The following is a 15,449-nucleotide window of genomic DNA, read 5'->3' as shown; positions in this document are numbered from 1 at the left end:
TGGCCGGATGCGCCGGTCACATCCGCGCGATATAGGCTTCGAAGCTGCGTTCCGGCGTCACCTCGTAACGCTCGCGCTGGACACGAAGCGTGCTGATCCTGTCGACCCGGAAATCGCGGAAATCCGACCTCAGTTCGCACCAGCCCGTCAGCAGCCAGAAGTGGCCGAAGACGCTGAGGCCGAGCGGCCAGATGGTGCGCTCGGAATGTTCGTCCTTGAGGCTGTCATAGGCCAGGCGAAGCTTGCGGCGACCGGCGATCGCCAGGCGGATCTCGCCGAGCAGCGCCGGCGGTTCCGGCTGGAGCGAAGAGCGGAAGGCGCGAAGGGGCGCGGCTGTCAGCCGCTGCCGATGTTCGGGCGGCAGACGATGGGCGATCTTCTCCATAGCCTCGCGCGCCGCCTGGGCGAGCCTGCCGTCGCCGAGCATCTGCACGGCGCGGGCGCCGAAAGCGAGCGCTTCGAGCTGCTCGAAGGTAAAGGCAAGCGGCGGCGCATCGAACGCACCGCGCAAGAGATAGCCGACACCGCGTTCGCCGTCGATCGGCGCGCCGGAGGCGATCAAGTGCTCCATGTCGCGATAGATGGTGCGCTGGGCGACCTCCATCTTCTCGGCGATCTCGCGCGCCGTCATCACCCGGCCGCTCGCGCGCAGGAGCTGGATGATGCGAAACAGCCGGTCGGCGGGTCTCATGCCTGGCCTCCCCGCGGCAAGACTTCGTTCAAAAGGCTACCGCGCGCATCGCGTGTCCACAAGCACGGCACCGCCGATAATGGCCATAAGGCTGTCAGTTGCCCTGTGTTAAATCAAGCGGCAACTCACAGGGAGCCTCATCATGACCAGCGATCACATCCTTGAACTTGCCGTCTGCATCGTCACCGACAGGCCGGCGGCCACAGCCACGCGCCAGCGAGCGATGCAGGCCGTTTCCCGCTATCCGGGCTTCGTCTCCTGGCGCGCGGTCGATTCCTGCGAGACCTCGGGCATGTTCGCAGACCTGGTCGAATGGGAGACACTGGAGGCTGCGCAATCGGCCGGAGAGCGCGTCCGGGTCGATCCGGAGTTCGCACCTTACGCAGCGACGATCAGCGCGGTAATGCTCGTGCAGCATTTTAGCGGCGGCCAGAGGATCTGACCGGCCCGGAATTGGACGAGCAAAGGACTGCCTGAGCGATGGCCGAACCACTGAAGAATCTGCTGCACCCCGGTGTCGTCATCGCCATCGCCGATGCGCTCGAACGCAACGCCGCCGGTTTCGACCGCAAGAGGTTCGTGGCGCTTGCGGGTGACGGGCTGGAGGCGCTGGAGCTGATGCAGCGCTCGCTGCAGATCCGCGACGCGCTGGTCGAGACGCTGCCGCAGGCGTTTCCGGAGGCGGCCGCCAACCTCCACGCCTGCCTTCCTCGCGACGGCGCCGACGGCATCAGCGGCTGGTCGCTGCTGCCCTTCAGCCAGTACGTCGCCTTGCGCGGCCTCGACGACTTCGACCTTTCGCTGTCGCTGCTGCGGGCGCTGACGCCGCATTTCACAGCCGAGTTCGGCATCCGCGTCTTCATCGATCGCGACCAGGAGCGCGCCCTCGCGACGATCCGGGACTGGACGAAGGATCCCAACCATCACGTCCGGCGACTGGCGAGCGAAGGCACCCGCCCGCGCCTGCCCTGGGCGATGCGACTGCCGCAGCTCATCCGCGATCCGCAGCCGATCCTGCCGATCCTGACCGCGCTTCTCGACGACCCCGAGGAGTATGTGCGCCGCTCGGTTGCCAACAGCCTCAACGACATCGCCAAGGACCATTCGGATCTGGTGGCTGCTTTCGTCGCCGAACATATCGGCGACGCATCGCCGGAGCGCCGCCAGCTTCTGCGCCACGCCTCGCGCACGCTGCTGAAGCAGGGGCACGCGGACGCGCTCGGCAATTTCGGTTTCGCTCCCCCGGCCGGCATCAATGCGCGCTTTTCGCTCGATCGTTCGGACATCGTGCTTGGCGAAAGCCTCGGCCTGCGCCTCGCCGTCAGCCATGACGCCGAGACGAGCCAGAAGGTGATGATCGACTACGCCGTGCACCATCGCAAGGCAAACGGTGCGACCTCGCCGAAAGTCTTCAAGTGGACGTCGGCTTTGCTTACCCCCGGCGCATCGATCGAGATCGAGAAACGCCATGCGATCCGGCCCATTACCACCCGTCGCTATTACCCGGGCGCGCATCGCATCGTCATCCTCGTCAACGGCCAGGAAGCGGCAGAAGCGGGCTTCGATCTCGCGCTTGAGTAGATCTCATTTCGCACCTGCGAAAAGATGGACCTTGACTTTTTCGTCCAAACCAACGACATGGTGCCCAGCGTCACCTTCCGGCCGCCGCGTGAGCGCGCCCTCGGCAGACATCGAAAGCCGTGAAGAAGGATAGCGCACATATCACCGCGATAGGCGGTACAGCACAGGCGCTTGACGACTTAATTCAACCCACAAGTTCCCAATTCACGCGGGGTTCTTGACGCCGAACGACACCGGAACAGCAACAATGCGGTTCCGGCGAATGCGTTTGGCGCCCCCAAAAGGTATATGCATTTGTCCACCTTTAAAGATCTCGGCCTCTCCGAGCACATTCTGGAAACCCTGACTGCCAACGGCTTCGAAAAGCCGACCCCGATCCAGGCTCAGGCGATCCCGCTGGTGCTGAAGGGCAACGATCTCATCGGTCTCGCCCAGACCGGCACCGGCAAGACGGCCGCCTTCGGCCTGCCGATGATCGAGAAGCTCGTTGCCGAAGGCAAGCGCCCCGATCCGCGCAACATTCGCGCCCTGGTTCTGGCGCCGACCCGCGAACTGGTCAACCAGATCGCCGCCAACCTCAAGCTGTTCGTCAAGAAGTCACCGCTGAAGATCGGCGTTGTCGTAGGCGGCGTCTCGATCAACAAGCAGACCGAACAGCTCGCCCGCGGTGTCGACATCCTGGTCGCAACCCCCGGCCGCCTGCTCGACCTCGTTGCCCGCAAGGCCGTGACGCTGACGCAGGGCCGCTACCTGGTGCTCGACGAAGCCGACCAGATGCTCGACCTCGGCTTCATCCACGACCTGCGCAAGATCTCCAAGCTGGTGCCGAAGAACCGCCAGACGCTGCTCTTCTCGGCCACCATGCCGAAGCAGATCGCAGAGCTTGCTGGCGAGTACCTGACCAACCCGGTCAAGGTCGAAGTCACGCCTCCGGGCAAGGCTGCCGACAAGGTCGAACAGTATGTTCACTTCGTTCCCGGCAAGGACCTGAAGACGACCATCCTCAAGAAGACGCTGACAGAGAACCCGGACGGCCTGTCGCTGATCTTCAGCCGCACCAAGCATGGCGCCGAGAAGCTGATGAAGCATCTCGACCACGTCGGCTTCAAGGCCGCCTCGATCCACGGCAACAAGAGCCAGGGCCAGCGCGAGCGCGCGCTCAAGGCCTTCCGTGACGGCGAGATCCGCGTGCTGGTCGCGACCGACGTCGCCGCCCGCGGCATCGACATCCCCGGCGTTACTCACGTCTACAACTACGACCTGCCGGAAGTGCCGGATGCCTATGTTCACCGCATCGGCCGCACCGCGCGCGCCGGCCGCGACGGCATCGCCATCGCCTTCTGCGCGCCGGACGAAATCCGCCTGCTGCGCGACATCGAGAAGCTGATGGGCATCAACATTGCCGTTGCCAGCGGCGAGGCTCCCGCCGACCAGGCGCGTCCAGCCAAGGGCCGCGGCGGCCGTGGCAACAACGGCGCCGGCCACCGCAAGGGCAATGGCGGCGGTCACCACCAGAACGGCGGCCGTCCGCCGCGCCGTGAGCGTCCGGCCGGCGAACCGGTTGCTGCGACCAGCGGCTTCACCGGTGACGACCTATTGCGCGACGAGCGTCGCCCGCAGCGCCAGGAGCGCCGCGATCACGGCCATCCGCAGACCGACGGCCGTGGCGAAGGCAACCGCAACCACGAAGGCAAGAAGCACCACGGACGTCCCGGCCAGAAGCAAGGCGACCGTCGTGACCGCAACCATGGCGGCCGCAACGAAAACCGCGGCGGTGGCGAGCGTCGCGAAGGCGGCCAGGGCCAGCGTCGGGGCAATGGCGGCAATCGCGGCCACCAGGGCTGACCGAGGCGCTGCGCGTCAACCGGGCGCGCAAAAGCCAGCGTAGAACTTTGAAATGTGAACGGCGGGTCGCTTCGGCCCGCCGTTTTAGTTTTGGGCCAAGCGCATGCCGCTATTGCAAAACCGCTTCACACTCTCGCGCGTCGTGCTTCACGCCTGCTTGCGGTTGGTGAGATAGACGCCGGCAACGGCAATGATGGTGCCGATGACCATCGGCAGCGTCAGCGCTTCGCCGAAGAAGAGCCACGCCTGCACGGCGGCAAGCGGCGGCACGAGATAGATCAGCGACGCTGCGCGCGACACCTGCCCCCGACGGATCAAATAAAGCAGCAGCGCGATCGCGCCCATCGAGAGCCCGAGAACCGACCAGGCAAGTGCCAGAACCACCTGGAGGTTCCAAGTGACGTGCAAGTCTTCGAGCATCAGCGCCAGCGGGATCGTCACGATCAGCGCGCCGAGATATTGCAGCGCTGCGATGGTGCGGATGTCACCGCTCTGCAGATGGCGCTTCTGGTAGAGCGTGCCATAGGTGACGGCGCCCATGCCGAGCACGTTGATGATCACAGGCAGAAAGTGGATCGGCGTCGCCCCCGTGTCGATCGCCAGCACCTTCGGCAGGACGGCAAGCGCAATGCCGAAGAAGCCGAGCACCAGCCCGAGCTTCTGCTGCGTGCTCAGCCTCTCGTCGATGACGAAGGCCGCGGCGACCGCGGTCATCAGCGGCTGCAGGCCGGCGATGATGCCGGAAATGCCGGCCGGCACGCCCTCGCCGATCGCCCACCAGACCGACCCGAGATAGAGCCCGTGCAGGAACATGCCGGACACGATCGCATGACCGGCCATTTTCCAGGACTTCGGCCATCGTGCGCCGGTGACGACGCAGAACAGGATGAAGAGCGCGATCGCCAGCGTGTAGCGCAACACGAGAAAGGTCAGCGGATCTGCGTAGACCGCAGCATATTTCGCCACCACCCAGCCGGTGGACCAGAGCAGAACGAAGATGGCGGGAGCCAGACGGGCGAGCATGGTGAGCCTATCGGAATGACGGCGGCAGGTGGAAGCAATGAACCGCCCTCGCTGAAGCGCGTCGGGCTGTTGTAACGCTTTGATCTGCCGCTGATTTCGCGCTCAAATCCCTCCGATTTAAGCACTCATGCAAGTATCCGCGCCGGTATCGATGGTCAAAGCAATTTTTCTGATGGGAAGCATCAGCCAATCGGAACCATCAGCCTGAGCGAGGATAGCGACAGCGAGACGAAACCGGGATCGTACTCCTCGCGATAGTGCAGCAAGGCGGTATCGACCGCGTGGCCTTCGGCCGCGATCCAGTCGAACATTCTCTGGTAATGGGCAAAGACGTCGCCACTATCAGGGTGATGCAGGGCCGTGACGAAGCGCATGGCCGGCAGGTCGACAAAGCCTGGGTGCACGGTCGTCTCTGCCTTGTCGGAAACATAGCCGACGAGATAGCGGAATCTGGAGGGTTATGTGAGGTCGCATCCGTCGTCGCGGCGAGCTCGAGCGACCTCACATAAGCCGGATTGAAGTAAGGCGCGGGTTGTTTGGCGCCGTTATGGGAATAGTAAAGCACGCCGCTTGATGCCGATAGCGGATTCGTCGTGGACGGCAATCGCACCGCCGATTTTTGTGGTGATCTGGCGACCTTCGCGAGCAGCTTGCCGGACGATAGGAAGCGATTTTTGCGCTCTCAATGCACACTGTCGGTCTTTCGGTGTGGCCAGGGCCACGCGGTATCGCGCGCCGGCGCGGCGCTTGGTTTTGTGGGCATATGGGAGGGGGTGCGGATTGTCGGAGTTCATGATGTATCGCACCAGAAAGATGATGGCCGGGGCGGCGAAACAGGCGCAACAGTGATTCCTGTCCTACGCATGGGACGCCGGCAGTCAGGGCATTCGTAGGATTGCCCGGGCTGTGATTTGCCTGCCTGCGACCGCTCCCCTGCTGATGATGGTTGATCGAGGATCTGCCTGCAGAGGCCGATACGATCCCGTCGGTGGCTATTGGCGAGAAAGCCGAAGTGGCGCATGCGGTGGAAGCCGTCCGGGAGCACGTGTAGAAGAAAACGCCGGATGAACTCGTGCGGGTCAAGGCGCATGATCTTCTCGCGGTCGCGACCCTTGCCACGGTAATCCTTCCATCGGAAGGCAACGTGGTCATCATCGACCTCGACGATGCGGCTGTTGGCGATGGCAACACGATGGGTGTAGCGGTACGAGATAGGCGAGCACCTGGTCGGGGCCGCCGAACGGTGGCTTCGAATAGACGACCCATTCGACGCGGCGCGCACGCGCGAGATGGCGGGTGAACGCCTCGTCATCGTTGAGATGGCTGAGTTCGTTGGAGAAGCGGAGTTCACCGTGAGCGAAGGCTCTAGCAAGGGCCGTCAGAAAGAGCCGCCGAAACAGCCGCGACAGTACGCGCACGGGCAGAAAGAAGCCCGGCCGGCATGCCACCCACCTAGCTCTGTCGGGCGAGAGACCGCCGCCGGGCACGACGCAATGAACATGGGGATGATGGGTCATGGCCTGGCCCCAGGTGTGAAGCACGGCGACGATGCCGATCTCGGCGCCCAGCCGCTTGGGATCGGCGGCAACGGTCTGCAGCGTCTGGGCCACGATGCGCATCAGCAATGCATAGACGACCGCCTTGTTGTGGAAAGCGATCTCGGCGATGCCCGGTGGGAGCGTGAAGACCACATGAAAGTACGGGACCGGCAACAGATCGGCGACGCGTGCAGCGACCCACTCCTTGCGGGCCGCGCCTTCGCACTTCGGGCAATGGCGATTGCGGCAGGAATTATAGGAGATGCGGGTCCTGCCGCAATCGTCGCAGGCATCGACGTGACCGCCGAGCCTCGGCGTCCGGCAGGCTTCGATCGCGCCCATGACGCGTCGTTCGCCGCGGCCAAGATGACCGGCGTTCTCACGTCTGTAGGAGCTCCCATGTCGCCGAAAGATGTCGGCGACTTCGAAGGTGGGACGCAACCGATCACGATTCCGGCGGTGTCACCTCCAGTCGTAACCGATCGAGCGGACTGGCCGTCGACCGGATCGTGTCGGTAGAGACCTGCGTATAGCGCGCTGTCGTGGAGAGGTGGGCGTGACCGAGCAGGACCTGGATGATGCGGATATCGGTCCCGTTCTCGAGCAGGTGAGTGGCAAAGGAATGCCGCAACGTATGGACGGTGACGTGCTTGGAAAGACCCGCCGCCGCAACCGCCGAACGGCAGGCGGAATGCAGCACCGACGGCGCGATCGGCTTGTCTGGATCGCGCCCAGGAAACACAATGTCCTTGGGCCGCGCCAACCGCCAATAGCTGCGCAGGATCCCGAGCAGTTCCGGCGACAGCATGACGTAGCGGGCTTTGCCGCCTTTGCCACGCGTGATGTGGATCACCATCCTTGAGCTGTCGATATCGTTGGCGCGAAGACCACAGACCTCCGAAACCCTCAGGCCGGCGGCATAAGCCGTTGTCAGAGCCACCCGCGCCTTCAAGCTGGAGACGGCTTGCAGAAAGTCGACCACCTCGTCGCTCGAAAGAACAACCGGCAACTGGCGTGGCTCGCGCGCATACGGAATATGCTCCGGGATCGTATTCTGGCCGAGCGTCACGCCATAGAGGAACCGGAGGGCGCAGACGATCTGGTTCAATCCGGACCAGGAGATGCCCGTCGACACAAGGTGAACCTGGAAGGCGTGGACCTCGTCCAGGCCGAGCCGAGCCGGTGATCGGCCGAAATGGCGGCTAAACTTTGCGACTGCATAAAGATAGGATTGCTGCGTGGCCGGAGAAAGATTGCGGACCGTCATGTCCTCGATCATCCGGCGACGCAGAGGGCTCATCTCGGCCATCTGGATCTCCTGTCTGAAGGGTGGGTTTGCAACACCCAAATCCTCTCAGACAGGAGACATCTCTCAAAGAGGCCACCAATTGCCGCGACTAGCGGCTTAGTTCAATCCATCCGGGCGATCGTTCCAGGAGATGCCGACCAAGGCTGCATGATCGCCTGGATGCAGATGCTGGTGATGCCCCTGCATTTCGGCGATCAGCCGGCGAACGGCACCATCGGCCGCCTCGCCGAAGGTGCCCTCCCAGAACGATCCGGAAATGCGCTGTGCGGGTCTCTCGACAATTTCGAACACCATGGTCGCCTCTTAAAAAAGAGATCCTGCAGCGATTGCCAGGGGTCTCCCGCATGGCAAGCCCTGGAGCAAAACGGAATTTGCCTCAAAGCAGTTCCACGAAGGCCCGCGCCGCGTGGCTGAACTGCCTCTCGCGGTGGGTCAAAAGCTCGAAGCTGCGCTCAGCCAGTTCGAACGGCAGTTCCACGAGCCGGCCGCTATCGACGAAAGGTTGTGCTGCGAGCCGGGAAACGGCCGTGACGAAAGGACCGCTTTCGACCGCCGTCAGCACCGCCTCGTTCGAGGGCAGCTCAAGCTCGATCCTGAGCCGATCGACGTCTGCTCCATGATCATTCATCGATTGCAGGAACATTGCCCGCGTGCCGGAGCCTTCCTCGCGCAGCACCCAGCGCGCAGAAAGCAGCATTTCCAGATTGACGGCAGCCCCAACGAACGCGTGCAAGGGCGCGGCATAGACGGCGATGCGATCGACGGCGACGCGGCGATGGTCGAGCTTGGCGCCATCCACGCGCCCCTCGACGAAGCCGAGCTGCGCCGTGCCCTCTTCCACCGCCTCGGCGACGACGGCCGTGTTGCGCACGGTGAGCTTCACATCGACCTGGGGATAGTCGTGGGTGAAGCGGGCAAGGCGCGACGGCAGCCAATAGCTCGCGACCGTCTGGCTGGCAGCGATCGACAGTTCGCCGCGGCGAAGCTCCGAGAGATCGCGCAGGCAGGCAGTGGCGGCGAGCGCCCGGGCGAGCACCGCCTTTGCCTCCGGCAGGAAGATCTTGCCGGCATCGGTCAGCGTCAGGCCGCGGCCGACGCGATCGAACAATCTGATGTCGTGCTGGGTTTCGAGCGCCGCGATGGCCGCGCTTGCGGCCGACTGCGTGACGTTCATCGCCTCGGCGGCTTTGGTCATGTGCAGCCGCTCGGCGACCGCGACGAAGATTTTAAGCTGATCGAGTGTCATGGTAGATCAATCGCAAAAATCGATCAGAATGACAAGAATAATCCGTTAGACTGATTCATGGATGAGCGTAGGTTGCGCCCATGTCCAGATCGCATTCCCCATTTCGCTCCCAATTTTCCTCAGTCGCCTCCCGCCTGACGTGCATTCTTCCGGGCCTTTTCCTCTGCTGTCTCGTCGCACTTGCGGCCATCGGTCTGGAATGGATCGAGCGGCGCTGGACCGGCCGCGCCTGGCTGGAAGCGCTCGTTCTCGCGATCCTTCTCGGCGCTATCGTCCGCAGCCTCTGGACACCCGGCCCCCGCTTCCTCTCCGGCATCCACTTCTCGGCGAAAGTCCTGCTGGAGACAGCGATCGTGCTGATCGGCGCGATGCTGAGCTTCGATGCGATCGCCGCGAGCGGGCCGACCCTGCTCGTCACCATCGTCGCCATGGTTCTTCTGTCGATTTCCACCGGCTACGTGATTGCGCGCATGCTCGGGCTGCCGAAACGCCTAGCGACCTTGATTGCCTGCGGCAACGCCATCTGCGGCAACTCGGCGATCGCCGCCGTCGCACCGGCCATCGGTGCCCGCGGCGAGGAGGTCGCAGCTGCAATTTCTTTTACCGCCATCCTCGGCATCGCCGTCGTCCTGTCGCTGCCCTTCGTCGGCGGTTGGCTCGGCATGACGCCTCAGGGCTACGGCGTCTTTGCCGGCATGACCGTCTATGCCGTACCCCAGGTCCTGGCCGCGGCCAGCCCCTTCAGCCCGCTCTCGGTCCAGGTGGGCACGCTGGTCAAGCTCGTGCGCGTGCTGATGCTCGGCCCCGTCGTCTTCTGCTTCTCGCTAATTGGCAGCCGCGATACCGAGCCGGAATGCAAAGCGCCCGGACAACGGAAGTCGCGCCTCGCCACGATCCTCCATTTCGTTCCCTGGTTCATTCTGGGTTTCCTCGCCGTTGCGATCGCCCGCAACAGCGGCGCAATCTCCGACACACTCGCGACCGACGCCTTGACGGTCTCCACCTGGCTGACGGTCATCGCCATGGCCGCCCTCGGCCTTGAGGTCGACATCCGCGCGCTCGCCCATTGCGGGCCGCGTGCAAGTGCTGCCGCCACATTGTCGCTGCTGGTGCTCGGTGTCCTCGCGGTCCTCGCGATCGTCTGCCTGGGTCTCGGCTAGCTTCGGCGCCCGCGTCCAAATTTAGAGCAAGTGCATATTTCTTGCCCACCCGGTCGCAACCACTTTCTGCGACCGGATGCGGCTGCCCTGTCGTTGGGCAGATTTCCCCGCGAACGGGCGCTTCTGGCGTGGCCAACTTTCTTTTCAGGCGACTGAGCACGCTTCTTGCATTGCAACCAGCCTTGTACTCAAATGGTCAAAAATAAGGGGACCACGCCTTTGGCATTTGACGAAATGATGAATGCGGACAGCAGTCCGCGCCAGCCATATTCGACCTATCATGATTGGTATGCCAGCCAGGACAGAAATCGGCTCATAGCGAAATCCAAGGACGCCGAGAACATCTTCCGGAAAACCGGCATCACCTTCGCGGTCTACGGACACGCAGACAGTTCCGAAAAGCTCATCCCCTTCGATCTCATCCCCCGCATCATCTCCGGCCGCGAATGGCGCAAGCTCGCCCAGGGCATCGAACAGCGGGTCATCGCTCTCAACGCCTTTCTCGACGACATCTACCACAAGCAGGAAATCATCCGCGCCGGCCGCATCCCGCGCGAACTGATCGAGAAGAACGAAGCCTTCCTGCCGCAGATGATCGGTTTCCGCCCGCCGGGCGGCGTCTATACCCATATCGTCGGCACCGACATCGTCAGAACCGGCGAAGACCAGTTCTACGTTCTCGAAGATAACGCGCGTACCCCGTCCGGCGTCAGCTACATGCTGGAAAACCGCGAAACGATGATGCAGATGTTCCCGGAACTCTTCCATCAGAACCGCGTGCGCCCGGTCGAGAACTACCCCTACCTGCTGCGGCAGAGCCTTTCGTCGCTAGCCCCTCCCGGCTGCAGCGGCAAGCCGCGCGTCGCGGTGCTGACGCCCGGCATCTACAATTCGGCTTACTACGAACACGCGTTCCTCGCCGACCAGATGGGCGTCGAGCTCGTCGAAGGATCGGACCTGCGGGTGATCGACGGCAAGGTGAAGATGCGCACCACCCGCGGCTACGAGGCGATCGACGTGCTCTACCGCCGCGTCGATGACGACTTCCTCGACCCACTCACCTTCCGACCGGATTCCGCCCTCGGCATTCCCGGCATCATGGACGTCTACCGCGCCGGCAACATCACCATTGCCAACGCGCCCGGCACCGGAATTTCCGACGACAAGGCGATCTATTCCTACATGCCCGAGATCGTCGAGTTCTATACCGGCCGCAAGCCGCTCTTGGAAAACGTCCCGACCTGGCGCTGTTCCGAGCCGCAGAGTCTCAAATACGTGCTCGAGCATCTGGAAGAGCTGGTGGTCAAGGAGGTCCACGGCTCAGGCGGCTACGGCATGCTGGTAGGCCCGACGGCGACCAGGAAGGAACGCGCCGTCTTCGCCGAGAAGCTGAAAGCCCGCCCGACCAATTACATCGCCCAGCCGACGCTTTCCCTTTCCACCGTGCCGATCCTCGTCAACAAGGGCATCGCGCCCCGGCACGTCGACCTTCGCCCCTATGTCCTCGTCTCCGACAAGGTCCAGATCATCCCCGGCGGCCTGACGCGCGTGGCGCTGAAAGCCGGTTCGCTCGTCGTGAATTCCAGCCAGGGTGGCGGGACCAAGGACACCTGGGTGCTGGAGGACTGAGAGATGCTGGGAAGAACTGCAAACGGCCTCTACTGGATGTTCCGCTATATCGAACGCGCCGAAAACAGCGCCCGGCTGATCGATGCCGGCCTGCGCATGGCGCTGACCCGCAGCGAGGCAACGGAGGGCGACTGGGACGGTGTGCTGCAAAGTGCGGGCGTGCGCGAACTTTATGACGAGGTGCACGAGACGCTGACGAGCATCGACGCGATCGACTTCCTGCTGCGCGACCGGGCCAACCCCTCAAGCGTGATGTCCTGCATCGAGGCGGGGCGTCACAATGCCCGCATGGTGCGCACGGCGCTGACGCGCGAAACCTGGGAAGCCACCAACGAGTGCTATCTCGAGATGAGGGCAATGCTGTCGAAGAAGGCGCGCCCGACGGACATGCCGGAGATCATCGACATGATCAAGCGCCGCGCCGGCCTCATCCGTGGCGCCTTCCACGGCACCATGCTTCGAAACGAGATCTTCAATTTCTCGCGCATCGGCACCTTCATCGAACGGGCCGACAACACCGCCCGCATCCTCGATGTTAAGTATTATGTGCTCCTGCCGGCGGTCGCAGCCGTCGGCTCGTCGATGGACAATGTGCAGTGGGAATCGATTCTGCGCTCGGTCTCGGCGCATCGCGCCTATGGCTGGGTCTATGACGCCGAGCTCCGCCCCGCCAACATCGCCGACTTCCTGATTTCCAACGGCCGCATGCCGCGCTCGCTTGCCTATTGCTACGAGAAGATCGCCAGCAACCTCGGCTATCTCGAGCGGGAGTATGGCGAACGCCATGCCGCCCACGAGACGGCCGACCGGACGCTTGCGTCGCTGCGCAGCCAGTCGATCAAGGACATCATGGATCAGGGGCTGCATGAGTATCTCGAAGAGTTCATCAGCCACAACAACCGCCTGGGACAGGAAATCTCCGACGGCTACCGATTCTACTAGAGCAGTTCCAGCGAAAGTGTGACGCCGTTTCGCGTTTGGAATGCGTAAAAACAAGGAGATAGAGCGCTTTCACAACTCCGTTGACCGGAAGCGTTCTAGATCGGAGGATGGCATGCACCTGAAGATCAGCCACACGACCGAATATCACTATGACGAGCCCGTGCAGTATGCCCTTCAGCGCTTGCGGCTGACGCCGCTCACCCAGGTGGGCCAGACCGTGCTCGGCTGGGAGACCCTCGTCGATGGCGCTGCGATCGAAGTGAACTACGACGACCACTTCGGCAACCGTGTTCACCTCGTCAGCATCGACGGCGACCGCGAAACGATCCATATCACGGCCTCCGGCGAGGTCCACACGGAGGACCGCGCCGGCGTCTTCGGCCCGCACCAGTCTTATGTGCCGCTGTGGCTCTTTGCACGCGAAACACCGCTTACCAAGGCCGGAAAGCTCATCCGCGAGCTCGCAAAATCCGCCGAAGGTGACACCGCCCTCGCCCGCATGCATGCGCTGATGGAGACGATCCACGAGGCGGTGACGTACAAACCCGGCGAGACTCATGCGGAAACGACGGCCGAGGATGCGCTGGAAAGCGGCCAAGGCGTCTGCCAGGACCATGCCCATATCCTGATCGCAGCGGCCCGCTCGCTCGATCTACCGGCGCGCTACATCTCGGGCTACCTGATGATGGAGGGGCACCCCGAACAGACGGCCAGCCATGCCTGGGCCGAGGTGCATCTCAACGGGCTCGGCTGGGTCGGCTTCGATGCAGCCAACAAGATCTGCCCAGATGATCGCTATGTCCGCATCGCCTCCGGCCTCTGCTACCGCGACGCCGCCCCCATCTCCGGGCTGATCCACGGCGAGGCGAAGGAGACGCTGAAGGTGTCGGTCACGGTCGAACAGCAGCAGCAAAGCCAAAGCCAAAGCCAGAATCAAAGCCAGGCCCGGGGCCAGAGCCAAAATCAGAGTCAGTAGGTCGGAGACGGGGCGGCGGCGACGCCCCGTCGAAGCTACCGGATGTTCCGACTACCGCGAGGCGCTCGCCTGCAGGATGCGGCAGAGCGAAACCAGCCCGCTGTCATAACCGCCGCCAACGACATCGCGACAGCGTTTGATCAGCTTGACCCGCTCGCCGGCGGGCAGTGCATTGAACGCGGCCATCGAAGCGCCTGGTGAAACCGAGCCTCCCGAACCGCCTCCGGTGCCACCGCCAACGCTGCCGCCACCCCCGGAGCTCCCGCCGCCGGATCCCGTTCCAACTCCCACGCCGAGCCCAAGCCCGACGCCGTTGCCACCGCCTGCATTGGCCTTGAGACCAGCAGTCAGGCCATTCCGTCCACCGACCGTGGCATTGACCGAAGTGTTGAGCCCTTTTCCGCCGCCAAGGCCGACATCGGCATCCGCGTTGATGCCATTGGCGCCGCCGGCGCTCGCCTGCACATCGGCGTTGACGCCTTGCGCACCGCCGATCGAGGCGTTTGCGTTGGCATTGACGCCGTTTGCGCCGCCGAGCGATGCGTCGACATCGGCCTTAAGGCCGTTCGAGCCACCAAGTCCGACATTGGCGTTCAGCCCGCTCGGGCCACCGACGGACACGCCGACGCCAAGACCGTTCGCACTCTGTGAAAATGCCGGCTGGGACAGCGCCACCGTCGCAAGAAGACCGAGCGACAACGCAAATACATTCCTCCGCATGATCGTCCTCCTAACAAGGTCAGGGTCGGAATGGCCCCGACAATGGGGATACGTCGCAGGGTTGCTGCCGGTTGCAGCGGATCAGCCGAAAAGCGAGGGTTTTGCCCGGTGTGGATAACACAGGGCGAAGATGCGGCCGAAGGCGTGTCTTTTCGAAACGATGACCTTGGCACCCAAACAGGATCGCCGCACCGAAAGTGGTGCGGTGATCGCTCTGAGGCTCTTAGCCGATCAAAGGACGTCTGATGACGCTGGAAGGCTGGCCAATGGCCCGAAAAAACCGATGATGCGCGTAATGCGCGTCGCGTTGGGATCGAGGAATGCGATGTCCAGACCCTCGGGGAAAGATGATCCGTCGGGCATCACAAATCGCCAGGCGAAGCGTGCGATCCCATGATGAACGTCCACGTCGCTTGTCCGAGTAATACGCGCGCCCGGGTGCCCAGCCTGAATACCTGCAATGTGCGCGAGCAGTTCTTCTGCACCGGCGGCATGAACCGTCGGGTCCGTGTACGTTGCGCCATCGGCCCAGATCGGCACCAGCAACGCCCGCCTATGCTGGGCGTCCTCCGACGACCAGGCAGCGCAATACGAATCGATAAGATCTGTTAACGGCACGCTTCTTCACTCCCGTAGATCATAGGTTCCGACACGCTCCGACGGCCAAGCCGAGGCGCATGCTCCTTCTCGCCGCAAGATAGCTGACGGCTGTTCGGCTGCTGCATTTATCCTTCGATCGTCTCCGATCAATGGAGCACTGCCGCGGCCGCCCACCTGCAGGCACGCAAC

The 15,449-nt window shown here is 63.3% G+C and carries 15 protein-coding genes and 1 pseudogene; 7 read left to right on the top strand and 9 right to left on the bottom strand.

The annotated features are described in order from the left end of the window. Positions 1-16 precede the first annotated feature (16 nt). Positions 17-691: a helix-turn-helix transcriptional regulator gene (locus tag OVA00_RS24155; RefSeq protein WP_268089735.1), complete on the bottom strand. Its 675-nt coding sequence runs from the start codon at positions 689-691 to the stop codon at positions 17-19. A 142-nt stretch (positions 692-833) separates the two neighbouring features. Here OVA00_RS24155 and OVA00_RS24150 point away from each other — a divergent pair, with 142 nt between their 5' ends. The 3 genes from OVA00_RS24150 to OVA00_RS24140 all read left to right on the top strand — a co-directional run bounded on the left by OVA00_RS24150 (position 834) and on the right by OVA00_RS24140 (position 4,117). Further along, complete coding sequence (locus OVA00_RS24150) at positions 834-1,133, top strand: hypothetical protein (protein ID WP_034789021.1); 300 nt, start codon at positions 834-836, stop codon at positions 1,131-1,133. Positions 1,134-1,171: 38 nt separating this feature from the next. Then, positions 1,172-2,272, top strand: a complete 1,101-nt coding sequence (locus tag OVA00_RS24145; protein ID WP_268089734.1) for a DNA alkylation repair protein — start codon at positions 1,172-1,174, stop codon at positions 2,270-2,272. 294 nt (positions 2,273-2,566) lie between these two features. Beyond that, entirely contained in the window at positions 2,567-4,117 is a 1,551-nt protein-coding gene (locus OVA00_RS24140; protein WP_060518966.1) for a DEAD/DEAH box helicase, read from the top strand. A gap of 147 nt (positions 4,118-4,264) precedes the next feature. On the opposite strand, the gene OVA00_RS24135 is transcribed toward OVA00_RS24140, so the two are convergent. From OVA00_RS24135 to OVA00_RS24110, 6 genes and pseudogenes are all read right to left on the bottom strand, one after another. Beyond that, complete coding sequence (locus OVA00_RS24135; RefSeq protein WP_034803471.1) at positions 4,265-5,140, bottom strand: DMT family transporter; 876 nt, start codon at positions 5,138-5,140, stop codon at positions 4,265-4,267. A 182-nt stretch (positions 5,141-5,322) separates the two neighbouring features. Then, positions 5,323-5,544: a hypothetical protein gene (locus OVA00_RS24130; RefSeq protein WP_268089733.1), complete on the bottom strand. Its 222-nt coding sequence runs from the start codon at positions 5,542-5,544 to the stop codon at positions 5,323-5,325. 386 nt (positions 5,545-5,930) lie between these two features. Next, positions 5,931-7,119: pseudogene (locus tag OVA00_RS24125) on the bottom strand (IS91 family transposase). 4 nt (positions 7,120-7,123) lie between these two features. After that, positions 7,124-7,987 carry a tyrosine-type recombinase/integrase gene (locus OVA00_RS24120; RefSeq protein WP_268088550.1) on the bottom strand — a complete coding sequence of 288 codons (864 nt, stop codon included), beginning with the start codon at positions 7,985-7,987 and terminating at the stop codon, positions 7,124-7,126. A 96-nt stretch (positions 7,988-8,083) separates the two neighbouring features. After that, on the bottom strand, positions 8,084-8,281 hold the full coding sequence (locus OVA00_RS24115; RefSeq protein ID WP_268089732.1) for a hypothetical protein: 198 nt from the start codon (positions 8,279-8,281) through the stop codon (positions 8,084-8,086). Positions 8,282-8,363: 82 nt separating this feature from the next. Beyond that, the gene (locus OVA00_RS24110; RefSeq protein ID WP_034803462.1) at positions 8,364-9,233 is read right to left on the bottom strand and encodes a LysR family transcriptional regulator; all 870 of its coding nucleotides are present in this window, start codon (positions 9,231-9,233) and stop codon (positions 8,364-8,366) included. Between the two features lie 80 nt (positions 9,234-9,313). Between OVA00_RS24110 and OVA00_RS24105 the strand changes: the two genes are divergently transcribed. The 4 genes from OVA00_RS24105 to OVA00_RS24090 all read left to right on the top strand — a co-directional run bounded on the left by OVA00_RS24105 (position 9,314) and on the right by OVA00_RS24090 (position 13,940). After that, entirely contained in the window at positions 9,314-10,393 is a 1,080-nt protein-coding gene (locus OVA00_RS24105) for a YeiH family protein (protein ID WP_268089731.1), read from the top strand. A gap of 234 nt (positions 10,394-10,627) precedes the next feature. After that, entirely contained in the window at positions 10,628-12,022 is a 1,395-nt protein-coding gene (locus tag OVA00_RS24100) for a circularly permuted type 2 ATP-grasp protein (protein WP_034803477.1), read from the top strand. A gap of 3 nt (positions 12,023-12,025) precedes the next feature. Further along, the gene (locus OVA00_RS24095) at positions 12,026-12,964 is read left to right on the top strand and encodes an alpha-E domain-containing protein (protein ID WP_034803460.1); all 939 of its coding nucleotides are present in this window, start codon (positions 12,026-12,028) and stop codon (positions 12,962-12,964) included. Positions 12,965-13,076: 112 nt separating this feature from the next. Next, positions 13,077-13,940: a transglutaminase family protein gene (locus tag OVA00_RS24090; protein WP_060518839.1), complete on the top strand. Its 864-nt coding sequence runs from the start codon at positions 13,077-13,079 to the stop codon at positions 13,938-13,940. A gap of 51 nt (positions 13,941-13,991) precedes the next feature. Here OVA00_RS24090 and OVA00_RS24085 read toward each other — a convergent pair whose 3' ends face one another. Together OVA00_RS24085 and OVA00_RS24080 are read right to left on the bottom strand one after the other, a co-directional pair. After that, positions 13,992-14,660 (bottom strand): hypothetical protein, encoded by a 669-nt coding sequence (locus OVA00_RS24085; protein ID WP_060518841.1) that lies wholly within the window; start codon positions 14,658-14,660, stop codon positions 13,992-13,994. 231 nt (positions 14,661-14,891) lie between these two features. After that, positions 14,892-15,206 (bottom strand): nuclear transport factor 2 family protein, encoded by a 315-nt coding sequence (locus OVA00_RS24080; protein ID WP_143556364.1) that lies wholly within the window; start codon positions 15,204-15,206, stop codon positions 14,892-14,894. Positions 15,207-15,449 lie beyond the last annotated feature (243 nt).

Source organism: Ensifer sp. SL37 (assembly GCF_026672675.1).
In the GTDB taxonomy this organism is placed as follows: Bacteria; Pseudomonadota; Alphaproteobacteria; order Rhizobiales; family Rhizobiaceae; genus Ensifer; species Ensifer adhaerens.
Note: the sequence above shows the minus strand (reverse complement) of the source record. Positions and strands in the feature narration are given on the sequence as shown.